At 56.1% G+C, this 13,067-nt stretch carries 12 protein-coding genes; 11 read left to right on the forward strand and 1 reads right to left on the reverse strand.

Annotated features, from left to right (window positions below; translation table 11 throughout):
• The coding region (locus FIL88_RS16855; protein WP_221931167.1) for an RHS repeat-associated core domain-containing protein at nucleotides 1–306 on the forward strand (306 nt) is incomplete at its 5' end.
• A gap of 17 nt (nucleotides 307–323) precedes the next feature.
• Here the strand turns inward: FIL88_RS16855 and FIL88_RS15745 are convergent.
• The coding region (locus FIL88_RS15745; RefSeq protein ID WP_246066749.1) for an integrase core domain-containing protein at nucleotides 324–521 on the reverse strand (198 nt) is incomplete at its 5' end.
• A 62-nt stretch (nucleotides 522–583) separates the two neighbouring features.
• Between FIL88_RS15745 and FIL88_RS16990 the strand changes: the two genes are divergently transcribed.
• The 10 genes from FIL88_RS16990 to FIL88_RS15795 all read left to right on the forward strand — a co-directional run bounded on the left by FIL88_RS16990 (nucleotide 584) and on the right by FIL88_RS15795 (nucleotide 12,795).
• Nucleotides 584–1,243: a plasmid pRiA4b ORF-3 family protein gene (locus FIL88_RS16990; protein WP_142854843.1), complete on the forward strand. Its 660-nt coding sequence runs from the start codon at nucleotides 584–586 to the stop codon at nucleotides 1,241–1,243.
• Between the two features lie 117 nt (nucleotides 1,244–1,360).
• A complete protein-coding gene (locus FIL88_RS15755) occupies nucleotides 1,361–1,969 on the forward strand; it encodes a recombinase family protein (protein WP_246066750.1) in 609 nt (202 codons plus the stop codon).
• Nucleotides 1,970–2,024: 55 nt separating this feature from the next.
• Nucleotides 2,025–3,005, forward strand: coding sequence for a helix-turn-helix transcriptional regulator (locus FIL88_RS15760; protein WP_142854844.1), 981 nt, complete (start codon nucleotides 2,025–2,027; stop codon nucleotides 3,003–3,005).
• 198 nt (nucleotides 3,006–3,203) lie between these two features.
• Nucleotides 3,204–5,381: a TonB-dependent receptor gene (locus FIL88_RS15765; protein WP_185960985.1), complete on the forward strand. Its 2,178-nt coding sequence runs from the start codon at nucleotides 3,204–3,206 to the stop codon at nucleotides 5,379–5,381.
• Nucleotides 5,382–5,438: 57 nt separating this feature from the next.
• On the forward strand, nucleotides 5,439–7,250 hold the full coding sequence (locus FIL88_RS15770) for an ABC transporter ATP-binding protein (RefSeq protein WP_142854846.1): 1,812 nt from the start codon (nucleotides 5,439–5,441) through the stop codon (nucleotides 7,248–7,250).
• Nucleotides 7,247–9,019: an ABC transporter ATP-binding protein gene (locus FIL88_RS15775; RefSeq protein WP_142854847.1), complete on the forward strand. Its 1,773-nt coding sequence runs from the start codon at nucleotides 7,247–7,249 to the stop codon at nucleotides 9,017–9,019. The genes FIL88_RS15770 and FIL88_RS15775 overlap by 4 nt, the downstream gene beginning before the upstream one ends.
• Before the next feature lie 15 nt (nucleotides 9,020–9,034).
• On the forward strand, nucleotides 9,035–9,982 hold the full coding sequence (locus FIL88_RS15780; protein WP_185960986.1) for an ABC transporter substrate-binding protein: 948 nt from the start codon (nucleotides 9,035–9,037) through the stop codon (nucleotides 9,980–9,982).
• Complete coding sequence (locus tag FIL88_RS15785) at nucleotides 9,979–10,998, forward strand: FecCD family ABC transporter permease (protein WP_142854849.1); 1,020 nt, start codon at nucleotides 9,979–9,981, stop codon at nucleotides 10,996–10,998. The genes FIL88_RS15780 and FIL88_RS15785 overlap by 4 nt, the downstream gene beginning before the upstream one ends.
• A 5-nt stretch (nucleotides 10,999–11,003) precedes the next feature.
• Nucleotides 11,004–12,026 (forward strand): FecCD family ABC transporter permease, encoded by a 1,023-nt coding sequence (locus FIL88_RS15790; RefSeq protein WP_185960987.1) that lies wholly within the window; start codon nucleotides 11,004–11,006, stop codon nucleotides 12,024–12,026.
• A 1-nt stretch (nucleotide 12,027) separates the two neighbouring features.
• Entirely contained in the window at nucleotides 12,028–12,795 is a 768-nt protein-coding gene (locus FIL88_RS15795; protein WP_142854851.1) for an ABC transporter ATP-binding protein, read from the forward strand.
• Nucleotides 12,796–13,067 lie beyond the last annotated feature (272 nt).

Consider the following 13,067-nt stretch of genomic DNA (forward strand, 5'->3'; position numbering starts at 1 on the left):
TTCCTACAGTCCGATCCGATTGGGTTTTGGTCCGGCTTTGCGAACATTTATGGCTATGTCGAAGGAAACCCAGCCAACCATCTGGACCCGAGCGGTATGAATGCTACTCTTGATGCAGCTAAGTTAGGCGGAACTGGGGGGTTAAGCCTTATGGCTCTGTTTGCCCCGCTAAACGAGGATGGGGACACACTAGCGGGAGGCATTCTGGGAGTTGCCACTTCAATTTTCAAGGAGTTGGACGCAGATGCGGCAAGTGTCGGGTCAAATGGTAAAGACCCTTGTGAAAGACTAAGCAGCCTCATCTGACTGGTCCAAGTTGATTGTTAGTGCATTATGGGCCTCTGATCCATCGGGATGATGGTTTCAGGTGCTGGCGGGCGATAGCCCAGTGCACTGTGGGGGCGTTTTTTGTTGTAGTGTCTCCTCCATTGCTCGATCAGAATTTGAGCTTCGCGCAGGTTGTAGAAGATCTCACCGTTGAGCAGCTCATCCCTGAACCGGCCATTTAAGCTTTCACAGTANGGAGAGTACCGCAAAGTGTGGGGCAGTTGTGTTTCGGGGTTGAGGGTGGCAGGGGTTTCCCATGTCAGCCGCTCCGGAAATCTATCAGCTGAAAGTTCGCCTTCTCGGCATCAGCCCGATGATATGGCGGCGTGTGCTGGTGCCGACCTCGACGACTTTGCGCGAATTGCACGGCATTTTTCAGGTGGCGATGGGCTGGGAGGGCATTCACCTGTTTATCTTCGATGTCTACGCGGTTCGGTACGGCTCGTTCGAATTGCATGTGGCGAACCCGGATGTTTCCTTGCAGGAGTTCGAGCTTCGAGCGAATGAACGGTTCTCGTATATCTACGATATGGGCGATCACTGGGAACACGAAATCCGCGTTGAAGCGATCAACCCGCCGCCGAAAAAATCCTATCCGGTCTGCACGGGCGGTTCCGGGGTTTGTCCGCCGGAGGATTGCGGCGGGCCGCACGGATATCTTGAGCGGCGGGATGAAACCGAGAGTTACGACGCCTGGAGAGACATGGACATCATGACTGGCTTTCTGGAAGACGTCGTGGCTGCGGATGCACCAGAACGCCCTGTATCTGACTTCCTGTCCGACGATGTGGAAGCCGCGATGGAGCGGATGATTGCCCGAAAGCCGTTCGTGGAAGGAAAGTTCTCGCGAGGTGCTGTGAACAAACGGTTTCGGGCCGGTGAGCACCGGGATCTGATGCACCAGCAGATGTGGTAGAGGGTGTCCGGAAAGGAACGGTTACGGACAGGGCCTCAAAGGCCGTCCGTAAATTACCTTGCATTACTATAGGACAGAGGTATCATTACGTACATCTATTTCGTAACGAATTGAGCCATGTCCAGAACTTTTGCTTATGCTGGCGTCTCAACCTTCGACCAGACGCCAGAAAGCCAGATCCACGAAATAAAAACGGCGGGATTTGCCGTTGAGCCATTTCGGATCATTACAGAGACGATCTCAGGCTCCATGGCCATTGCGCAGCGGAAAGGGTTTTCCAAACTTCTGGATCGGATGGAGAAAGGGGATGTGCTGATTGTCACCAAGCTAGACCGGCTAGGGCGTGACGCCATCGATGTTAGCACCACCGTTGCTAAGCTCGAAGACATTGGCATCCGTGTTCATTGTCTCGCCTTGGGCGGCGTTGATCTCACCAGCTCAGCCGGAAAGATGACCATGAATGTCATCAACGCAGTGGCCCAGTTCGAGCGTGATCTACTGATAGAACGCACTCAGTCTGGCCTCGCCCGCGCCAAAGCTGAAGGTAAGCCCTTGGGGCGGCCATCCGTTCTGTCGCAGGATCAACAACAGGAAGTGAAGGAAAAATCAGAAATGGGGAGGCTATCACAGCCATCGCACGACAGTTTGAGACAAGCAGGCAAACCATCATGCGCGTTAGAGATCACGCGTAATCTTGTGGGACTTTACGTACCTTTGTTGGGATAGACCCAAGGCCCACAAAGTTCAATCCAATGCCAGCATCAGAAAGGAAGGTTTGGCAATGACGCTTGCAGACCATTATGCTGACATCACGATCGGAGAGGATGGTCCCGAGGTTTTGAAACTTGCTGATGCGCTGGTGCGAATATCGGCTGAACGCGCGCGGATCCCAGATGACAGTGACTGGCAGAAGCATTCAGTCTCGGGTCGCTACACATCGTTGAACATCGCGCCAGATGTACAGTTCTTTTCCTGCGACATGCAATTCACCCAAGACACTCAGTGGCAAAGCCGTATGCCCCCAGGTATTTGGGTTGGAGCCTTGTTCAGTGGCGCAAGCGCGACCCGCCTGCAAGGCGTTGAAATTCAGTTTCCGGGAAATGGATTGCCGATGTTGCTATCGGTCGGCCAACCGAGCGACTTCACGGACATTCCGATGTCCATGAAACGGCTGCGTATGTCCTCGTTCTTGATGGGAAAAGGGTTTTTCGACGATGTGGGCGCCGATGATCCCACCGATCATATGCGAGGTTTGAAGAACCTTATGCGCCCTGGTGTCAATGTCCTACCCCTTGGGCCGCTCGAAGTATTGTCGCTGAATCTGCGCAACCTGTTGGACAACCCTTATTGCGGGGCCACGGGCAAGCTCTTTGTTGAAAGCCATGTCATGGCATCCATTTTCGAACTTGCCTGCCACCTTAATGACTGCCCCGTCCACAATGATCGAAGCGCGCATTCGGATCTTGCATATGATGCGCGCAACCAGATCAATCAAGCGCCTGAACAGTTCCAGTCCATATCTGCGCTGGCTGTACAACTTGGGACAAACGAAACGACCTTGCGACGCGCGTTTAAGTCGGTGATGGGGGTCACCATATTCGAGTATGTTTTGAACTGCCGCATGCAAGCCGCCCGTGTGCTGGTGCGTGATCGAGTTCTGCAGATCGCCGAGATCGCCTATCTTGTAGGATATAGCAGCCCGTCAAACTTTACTGCGGCCTACAAGAAATACTTCGGCCACACCCCCGTCGAAGACAGATAGTCCGGCGCGACCAGATTTCAACAGTCAAATTCCAGCAATCAACAGTCTCCAAGCTCGCGACCAGTTTAACCTAGCGTTAAGACTTTGCCGTCTCGCCGGGTCAGGCCCGTTCGAGTTGTAGCCAAGAACTGCGTCTTCGCATTCCAGCCATCAAAATACACGTCGCTGGTCAGGCGTTGGGAAGGAATGGCAAAACACATGGCACGCAAAACTCTATCCGGTATTGCTTTGAAGTTAACGTTGTCGGCGGCTTTGCTGACCAGCGTCTCGGGGCTGTCTGCTCCGGCGTGGGCACAAGATGCAGATGCTAATCCGGATTTTTTTGATCTTGGTCAGGTTGTTATCACCGCCCGGCGCACCGAAGAACAGCTAAACGAAGCGCCCGTGGCCGTCACCGTCGTGACGGATGAGAACTTGGGCAGCGGACGCGTTGATCAAGTGCTGGACATCGCCAAGACCGCCCCAAACGTAATGGCCTTTGATGCAAACGGGCTGGGTTTCGTTGTGCGCGGTGTTGGTTCTCAGGCTATGCAGGGGCTGAACAGCGAAACGGGCGTCGGCCTGTTTCTGGACGAAGTCTATATGGGGCGCCCCGACGCGGCCCCGGTCTATCTGGATGATTTGGAGCGCACAGAAGTCGTGCGCGGCAGCCAGTCTACACTTTACGGACGCAACACAATTGGTGGCGCGGTCAATCTGGTCACTCGCGAACCTGGTGACGTCTCGGCTGTGGAAACCGAACTGTCCTATGGCAGTAACGGATACGCGCGCGCGCGTCTGGCGTTTGACCAGCCTATGGGCGACGGGAACTGGTTGACCCGCGGCTATCTGAGTTACACAAAAGCGCCCGATGGCATCACCAATCTGGCAACCAATCAAACAGATCTTCCTCTGACGGCAATTTCCGGTCGCTTTACCGTGGTCGGGGATATCGGCGATGCGACATCGCTGAAATTCACCATCGATTCCGAGAAGGTGGACGACGACAGCATGGGACGCTGGGCGCCGCTGGATCTGGCATTGAATCACCAATCAAATCTGGACCACTCGGCCTATAAAAGAGACCGCCGCGGCGGTGCAATGCTGCGCATTGACCATGATTTCGATGCGTTTTACTTCAGCTCGATCACCGCATATCGGAAGTTCTCGCAAGACTTGGTTATGGACGGAGATTTCAGCGCGGGCCCGTATGATCCGAGCGTTGGTTTCTATGCCTTGCAACAGGGTCGCGAACAAGAGCAGTGGCAGTTCACCCAAGAGTTCCGCCTTGGCTCTCATGCTGGGTCCGACTTGGCCCCCGGCGAAATCAGCTGGAACGCGGGTCTGTTCTATATGTACGAAGACTTTGACGGGTTGGAGTTCTACGAGCTGGCATCCGTGCCACGTGATATGACCAGCCGGGATGGGCTAAAAGCCACAGCACAGACATATGCGGCATTCGGTAACATCTCATATCAGGTGTCGGATGCACTTTCGGTGCATGCAGGGGCGCGGGTGACGCGTGAGACCAAATCCGGGGATGTCGAAATCAGCAGCCCCGCTGGGACGTTCGTATACGGTCCAGCACAGTCTGGATCGGCTTCGACCGAGACGACGAATTTTAGCCCGGAAGCCGGGTTCGGCTATCAGCTTAATGACAACACGCTGGTTTATGGTCGGTTTGCTACTGGCTTTAAATCCGGCGGTATCGCGCAGTTTTTCAATGCTGATGGCAGCGTGAACACCTATCGGCCCGAAACCTCGCGCACTTTCGAGCTTGGCTTGAAAACCTCGCTGATGGATGATCGCGTGTCCCTAGGCGTCAATCTGTTCAATACCGAATGGAAAGACATGCAATCCAATGTATTCATCAGCGATATTCAGCGTGTCACGGCGAACGCATCTTCGGCCACATCGCGCGGGCTTGAACTGAGCCTTGACGCAGCCCTGTCTGACGAGCTGACCTTTGGCGCGACTTACGGATATCTGGATGCGCGCTTCGACTCGTTCCAATACTCGTTCTATTCCGCAACAACCGGATCGACCCAAACTGTTGACTATTCCGGCAATGCCATTCCGCTGTCCCCAAAGCACTCCGCAAGCCTGTCATTGGGCTGGGAGCGCGAATTGAAAAACGGGCTAGAAGCCTTTGCCAACGGTACATATTCCTATCGCAGCGAATACACGTTCGATCCGGTTGGCGCATACAAACAAGCGCCCACCCATCTTGTAGACGTCGCGGTCGGTGTGCGCGGCGGCGACTGGGAGGCCAGCCTCTGGGCGAAGAACCTGTTGGATGAGAAATATCTCAGCAACTATTTCCTGATGTCAGGGGCGCATGTGGGGATCGCGTCCCCCGGCCGAACCGTCGGGATGACCGTCAGCAAAACCTGGTAATACAGATGCTGCCCTGGCCAAGCGCCAGGGCAGCATTCAGCTGCACAAGAGCACCGCATGAAAACCCACACAGACGCACCAGACGCAGAGACCGCCCCACAATCAGGCAAGGTTGACTTCCTTGCCAGCCTGAAGCTGGTCACTGGCGCGCTGCACACGCAACGCGGCAGAATTCTTGTATCTATCGGCCTGGCAACCCTGTCGGTCCTGCTTGAAGTTCTGCCAATCTGGGTCATCTACAAGCTGATCTTGATGATTACATCCGGGCAGGCCACCCAGAGTGCTTTCTGGCTGCATGTCGGGCTAATGGCCGTCACGATCCCTGTTGGATATTTGTGTTTCGGCCTGGCCACACGACTGTCGCATGTTACCGCATTCAACTTGCTCTATGGTCTGCGCATGCGTCTGGCGCGCCACTTGGCCAAGCTTCCTATCGGCTATTTCAGCAACATGCGAAGCGGGCGCGCCAAGCAAACGATGATCTCCGAACCCGAGAAACTGGAGCTTCTGATCGCACATGCGATACCAGAAGGGATCAGCGCGCTGGTGTCGTGGGTCATTGTAACCATCTGGCTGTTTGCGGTGGATTGGCGCATGGCGTTGGCCTCGGTCATCCTGACGCCTGTGTCGTTGGGGATCATGTCGCTTGCTATTCGGATTTCCTATCGCGAGGCATCCGCGATGCAAGACGCCAATGTGAAAATGAACGAGTCAATGGTCGAATTTTTGGCTGGTATGCCCGTCATCAAGATCTTTGGGCATACGCATCTAGAGCGGCAAGACACGGCAAAAGCCGTCACACGATTGGCGGATGTCCAAAGCGAAATGGGCCGTGCTTTCGTGCCCTTGGGGGGGACATTCTATGCCCTGATCCTTGCGAACATCACCGTCATCCTGACGGTCGGTGTCTGGCTTCTGTATATCTGTCAGATTGGCCTGGGGACGCTTCTGTTCTTCGTGATCCTTGGCGCAAATTACAGCACACCTTTGATGCGGCTGTTCGATCTTTTCCACCACTTCGCGCATATCTCGCTGTCGGCGACATCCGCACGTGAAGTTCTTGACCAACTGCCCCAGCACGACAGCCAACAGCACCTGCCGATTACAACCCATGACATTGTTTTCGAAAGCGTGAATTTTGACTATGGCGGCGGCGAGGTTCTGAATGATGTCAGCTTTAGCGCATCGGCCGGAACAGTCACCGCCCTTGTCGGTCCGTCCGGGTCGGGCAAAACCACGCTGGCAACGCTGATCCCGCGTTTCTATGACGTGACAGGTGGGCGGATCACTTTGGGTGGGCAGGATGTACGCGATATGGCGCTGGACCAGTTGATGGACTGCGTCGGTTTTGTCTTCCAAGACCCGTTCCTGTTCACCGCAACAATTTCCGAAAACATTCGCTATGGCCGCCCCGACGCAACCGACGACGAAGTACAGGACGCCGCCCGTGCCGCCTGTGCGCATGATTTCATCATGGCGCTTCCTGACGGCTATGACACGGTGATAGGGCAGGGGGCACAGCTTCTGTCCGGCGGCGAGCGGCAGCGAATCTCGATCGCGCGGGCGATGATCAAAGATGCGCCCGTTGTCATTCTGGACGAGGCCACCGCCTTTACCGATCCCGACAGCGAGGCCGAGATCCAGCAGGCGATCAAAGTGCTGACACGCGATAAAACCCTGATCGCCATCGCGCACCGTTTGCACACGATCACCGAAGCTGACCAAATCCTTGTTCTGGACTGTGGCAGGATAACCGAGCGCGGGCGGCACACGGGCCTGCTTGCGAAGGGTGGACAATATGCCCGCCTATGGCAGGACTATACGCTGTCGCAATCCACACCACTTCGACAAAAAGAGGATCTGCCATGAGCGCCCAGATCTCTGCCCTGCGTGCCGTCACCGCCGAATTCGGCAGCCTTAAACGCCTTTGGGCGCTATGTGGTGACCTTCGCTCGGAACTGCGTCTGGCCCTGTTCTTCCGGGTCTTGCAGTCCTTTTCGCTGGGGCTGGCCTATGGTGGCGTCATTCAAGTGGCCACCCATAGTATGAACGGGGTGCCGATGAGCTTTGGCTGGGCAATGCAGATCAGCCTGTTGATGGTCCTGTCTTTGGCAGGTCAGCTGCTGTTTTCCTATCTTTCTGTGCGGCGCGCTTGGGATGCCTCTTTTCAGGTTGGGAAGGCGCTGCGTCTAAGCCTGATGGAGCATCTCAAACGCCTGCCGATGGGGTTCCATCTTGGGCGGCACAAGGGCGATACCGCCACGGCATTGACCACTGATGTGTCAATCATCGAAAGTTTTCTGTCTGATGCGATGGCGAAAATTGTGCAGGCTATCGTGCTGCCTGTCACAGTGCTTGGATTTATTGCCTCGCAGGATGTCTGGTTTGCCCTGACCTTCCTGATCAGCGTTGTCACTGCCCTTCCAGTCGCCATCTATATCGGCGTAAAATTTGGATCCATCGGGGCCGAGCGGCAAGAGGTTCAGGCCAATGCTGGCGCGGTGATGATCGAATATGTGCAGGGTATTCGGGTGATCCGTGCCTTCAACCAGATCGCACGCGGTCAAGAGATGTTTCGCGCTGCGCTTGACCAATTCCGCGCGATCTCGATCCAGATGGTGCTGCTGCTGACGCTGCCAATGCTCAGCTTCGTCATCGTCGTCATGCTGGGCGTTCCTGTTGTCGCAGCCGCGTCTGGTATGCGGTTGGACAGCCTGCAGCCCAGCACCCTGGTCACGATCCTTATGCTGTCCTTTGCGGTATATGCGCCTTTGATCAATCTGGTTGCGGTGCTTGAACGCATTCGCATCGCAGATGCCTCGCTTGGCCGGCTGGACCAGATCCTTCAGGAAAAGCCCCTGCCGGTGATCGCGGGGCAGCCAGCCCCGACCAGCAGCAGTGTGTCTTTTGAAGACGTGTCCTTCTGTTATGACGACGGCCCCGAAGTCCTAAGCCATGTCAGCTTCGATGTGCCTGCCAATTCCATGACCGCGATTGTTGGCCCTTCCGGGTCGGGAAAAACCACGATCCTTAGCCTTCTGGCGCGGTTCTGGGACGTGACTGCGGGGACTGTGTCCATCGGAGGCACGGATCTGCGCCATCTGGAAGTAACCCAACTAAATGCGTTGATCAGCGTGGTGTTTCAGGATGTGTACCTGTTCAGCGGCTCGATCAAAGATAACATCGCCGCAGCGCGCCCAGACGCCACACAGGCCGAAATCGAGGCTGCCGCGCGGGCAGCGCAGGCGCATGAATTCATCTGCGAATTGCCCGATGGGTACGACACAGATGTCGGCGAAGGCGGCGCGCGGCTGTCAGGTGGTGAACGTCAGCGGGTCTCGATCGCGCGCGCGATCCTGAAAGACGCACCCATTGTCCTGCTGGACGAGGCAACCGCCGCGCTGGATCCCAGCAATGACCGCGCCCTGCAGGAAGCACTGGCCGAACTGACGCGGAATAAGACGCTGATCGTCGTGGCCCACAAGCTGTCAACGATTGAAGCCGCCGACCAGATCCTTGTGCTTGAGGCCGGGAAGATTATAGAAAGAGGCACCCATACCGAGCTGGTGAGCCAGGAAGGCCTCTATGCGCGCATGAACGCGCGGAAAACGGACGCCAAGAACTGGCGCATCACCTGACGGATGGAGAACCTTATGAAAATCCTGACATACGCCATTGCAGCGGGTTTTGCCTGCACGACCGCCTTTGCCGACAGCTATCCTGTGACCATTAATGACGGGCGCGCGGTCGAGGTTACGCTTGAACAGAAGCCCGAAACAGTTGCTGCACTTTGGGCTGCTGCCGCAGATTTGCTTGTCGCTTTGGATACGCCTGTATTGGGCGTGACGACCTATGAGGGCAAAATGCCAGTCTATCTAGGTGAAAAGCTGAATGGCGCACTTGATTACGGCGACATCACCGCGCCGAACCTAGAGCTGCTCAGTACATCAAAACCGGATCTGACAATCGGCCTGACCCGTTATAACGCCCCTTACTCGGACGAGATCGAGGCGATTGGGCAGTTTCTTACATTTGATGGTTTTTCGTTCGAACAGTCCATGGCGTCGGTCTCGGAAATGGGGCGTGCGCTTGGGCGCGATGCGGATGTAGCCGCCATGAACCGCGACTATATTGCGTTGATCAACGACTATGCGGCCCGTGCGCCAAAAGAGCAGAAAGAGGCAGTGTTTATTTGGTCCTTCCACGATACGCTCTATGGGTACCGTGAAAACCTGACCACCGCTGATATCATCAAGCAAGCGGGTACGTCCAACCCCCTTGGCCGTGCCGAACAACTGGAATCGGCAGACGATGCATTTGTTGTGCTTGAAGCCGAAGACCTTCTGGCAATCGACCCGGATGTGATTTTCATGTTCATCTCGCATGGTGGCGCAGCAAAATTCAACGCAGCTTACGAACGGCTGAAGGCCTATAAAGCCGGCCAAATCTACAGTGTTGGGTATCAGTATTCACAACCATCTGGCCCGATTGCTCGCGAAATGATCCTGCGTGAAGTCGCACATCTAGTCTATCCCGAAACCTTTGAAAAGCCTGATATGCCTGACACAGCTCGCGCCACGCAGGTCGAGTTTGCAAAATGAGTGCCGAAAATGTCGTAAGGGCGGGGGGCGTGCCAGTCGCGTTGTTGATATCCCTACTGGCCGCAATTGCGCTGGCTGGGGTAGGGGCCAGCCTGTCTATTGGGGCAGTGGGCACAAGCTTCACGGATGCTTTGGGCTATCTTTGGCATGATGACGGATCGAACGCGGCGTTTTCGGTGCGCGAACTGCGTTTGCCCCGTGTGCTGTGCGCCTTGGGTGTCGGGGCCGCGCTGGCGCTGTCCGGGGCGTTGATCCAGACCGTTACCCGCAACCCTCTGGGGGATCCCGGTCTGACAGGTGTATCGGGCGGGGCGGCATTTGGCGTCGCGCTGTGTCTGACGCTGCTCAGCCAATCAGCCGGTGCCATTGTGCTTTCTGGCATCGCTGGGGGCTTTCTGGCCGCCACGTTGACCTTTCTTATCGCAGGTCGCCCGAATCTTCAGCCATCGCGGCTGATCCTTGCGGGTGTCGCCGTGTCGATCTTCTTTATCGCCGCCACCAGTGCGGTGATGATCCTGTCGCGATCATCGATGCAGACCCTGTATTACTGGATGATCGGCGGGTTTATCAATCGTGATTGGGTCGAATGGGTTATGTTTTGGCCTTGGGCTGTTGCAGGTACGATTGCTGCCTTTGCCTTGTCCCCCGCGCTGCGAATGCTGACATTCGAAGACAGTATGGCGGCTTCGATGGGGCTGAATGCCACTCGTTGGAGGCTGGTCGCAGGCAGTGTGTCCGTCATTCTGGCCGCAAGCGCTGTGGCCGTTGCAGGTCCCATCGCCTTTGTAGGCTTCGTGGCCCCGCATCTGGCGCGACTGTGCCTAGGCGCACGCCATGCGGTGATGTGGCTGTGGCTTTGCGTGTCAACACTGTTCGGAATGGCAGTGGTCATCTGGGCGGACACCATTGCGCGCGCGTTCTTTTCGGGGCGTGCGCCGGCTGGCGTGATTATCACGATCATCGGCGGCATCGCGTTTCTGGTGCTGATGCGATCTGCACGTCGCTTCAAAGGATAGACATCGTGAGCACACGCAGCGCGTTGCCAATATATCTTGTGCTCTTGCTAATCGTTTGCCTTCTGTCGTTGCGGTTTGGCGCGGTCGAGGTCGCATGGAGCGATGTGTTCAACATCACCTCGGAAACGCCTAACGCAAATACGCAGGTCATTCTGGATTATCGACTGCCCCGCACTGTGGCGGCAATCGTGATCGGCAGCTATCTTGCGCTGTCGGGGCTGGTGTTCCAGACCGTGCTCCGCAACCCGCTGGCCGACCCGACCATGTTTGGCGTTTCCGGGGGCGCGGCCTTTGCAGTGGTCGCGGCCATGTCGCTGGCGATCTATCTGTTTCCAGTGGGTGAAAGCCTTCAGGTGGCGACCAGCTATTTGCCGATGGCGGTCGTACCAGTGATTGCCCTTGTGGGCAGCCTTTCGGCGACCGCGCTGGTCTTCTGGCTGGCATGGGATCGCGGGTTTTCACCGCTGCGACTGGTGCTGATCGGTGTGGTGCTAGCCGCCGTCTTGAACGGGATCGTGATGGCGATGGTGCTGACACTGTCGGAAACCCGAACCGAGCTGGCCATCCTTTGGTTGGCCGGGTCACTTTATGCTCGGGATTTCAGCAATGTGTTACCCGCCCTGCCTTGGGGCGTTGCGGCCATTTCTGCCATCGTAATCTTGTCGCCACAGCTATCCGCCCTGCGCTTTGACCCGCAAACGGCCGCGTCGATGGGGGTAGCAACCCGCACCCTTGCCCCGGTTTTACTGGGCATCGCCGCATGCCTTGCCGCCAGTGCCGTCTCTATCGCCGGACCGATTGGGTTCGTCGGGCTCATCGTGCCACATCTGGCTCGCCTGATTGCCCGCCCAACCATCGCAGCACAGATCTTAAGTTGCCTGTTCATCGGCGCCATCCTTGTCGTCGCAAGCGATACCGTTGGCCGGGCGGTTGCGGCCCCACTTGAAGTTCCGGTCGGCATCGTAACCAGCCTGCTGGGTGCCCCGGTATTTGCCTTTCTGATCCGCGCTCAAGCCAAGAGAATCTGACATGATCGAAGCCCGCAACATCTCTGTCCGCTATGGCGACACCGCCATTTTGCATGACATCAGCCTGACCATCTCAGCACATGAGATCACCACATTGATCGGCGCTAATGGCTGTGGAAAGTCGACGCTACTCAAGGCGCTTTCGGGCCTACATCCAGTCAAAACCGGAGAGGTGCTGCTGTCCGGTCACCCCTTATCAGACTGGTCCCGAAAAGAAATCGCCCGCCAGATCGCGGTTCTGTCCCAGTCACCGCAGGCCCCCGAAGGGCTGTCGGTTGCGCAATTGGTAGAGCATGGGCAGTTCTCGCAAAAATCACTCTTCTCGCGGGGCAATCTGGCGGATGTTCATTGGGCGCTTGAGCAGACAGGGATGGAGGATCACGCCGATCGTCCGTTTGATGATCTGTCCGGGGGTGAGAAGCAGCGCGTTTGGATATCGCTTGCCTTGATTCAGAAGCCACAGATGCTGCTACTCGATGAACCCACCTCATATCTGGATCTGGGTCATCAAATAGACCTGCTGAACTTGCTGATCCGCCTGCAAAAAGACCAAGGTATCGGTATTTTGATGGTCCTACACGACATCAATCAGGCCAGCTTCTATGCGGATCGGCTGATCGCCTTGAAAGACGGGCATGTCTACGCAGATGCAGCACCGCATGATGTTATCTCTTCAGAACTGGTGAAGTCGCTGTTGAACGCGGACGTGACTGTGATGCAAGATCAAAGCGGCAATCATCCATACTGTGTCCCGTTTGGGCGCATTTAGTGTCAGGCGGCGCCCCGACGCCTAACATTCTGTTGCGTATCGCTATGATCCGCCCCACCTGAAAAATACGTGGATATACCAATCAAGATGCCATGTATCATTTATGCTGCACACGGAATACAGATGATTATAGTATTAAAACAATAGCTTAAATCTACCCTCCTCCTCATTTCGCTGTCACGTGTTGACATGAATAATTATTCACATTATTCGATCACCTGTCTTTCGAGACTTGCCAGGTGCAATGCGCCAAGCCCTTCCCAAAATTCGCC

Origin of the sequence: Aliiroseovarius halocynthiae (assembly GCF_007004645.1) — a bacterium.
In the GTDB taxonomy this organism is placed as follows: domain Bacteria; phylum Pseudomonadota; class Alphaproteobacteria; order Rhodobacterales; family Rhodobacteraceae; genus Aliiroseovarius; species Aliiroseovarius halocynthiae.

What these genes read in the sequence shown, in the direction of transcription:
- FIL88_RS16990 (WP_142854843.1), top strand. Translation starts at nt 584, where the DNA reads ATGTCAGCCGCTCCGGAAATCTATCAGCTGAAAGTTCGCCTTCTCGGC.
- FIL88_RS15780 (WP_185960986.1), top strand. Translation starts at nt 9,035, where the DNA reads ATGAAAATCCTGACATACGCCATTGCAGCGGGTTTTGCCTGCACGACC.
- FIL88_RS15755 (WP_246066750.1), top strand. Translation starts at nt 1,361, where the DNA reads ATGTCCAGAACTTTTGCTTATGCTGGCGTCTCAACCTTCGACCAGACG.
- FIL88_RS15795 (WP_142854851.1), top strand. Translation starts at nt 12,028, where the DNA reads ATGATCGAAGCCCGCAACATCTCTGTCCGCTATGGCGACACCGCCATT.
- FIL88_RS15765 (WP_185960985.1), top strand. Translation starts at nt 3,204, where the DNA reads ATGGCACGCAAAACTCTATCCGGTATTGCTTTGAAGTTAACGTTGTCG.
- FIL88_RS15785 (WP_142854849.1), top strand. Translation starts at nt 9,979, where the DNA reads ATGAGTGCCGAAAATGTCGTAAGGGCGGGGGGCGTGCCAGTCGCGTTG.
- FIL88_RS15760 (WP_142854844.1), top strand. Translation starts at nt 2,025, where the DNA reads ATGACGCTTGCAGACCATTATGCTGACATCACGATCGGAGAGGATGGT.
- FIL88_RS15775 (WP_142854847.1), top strand. Translation starts at nt 7,247, where the DNA reads ATGAGCGCCCAGATCTCTGCCCTGCGTGCCGTCACCGCCGAATTCGGC.
- FIL88_RS15770 (WP_142854846.1), top strand. Translation starts at nt 5,439, where the DNA reads ATGAAAACCCACACAGACGCACCAGACGCAGAGACCGCCCCACAATCA.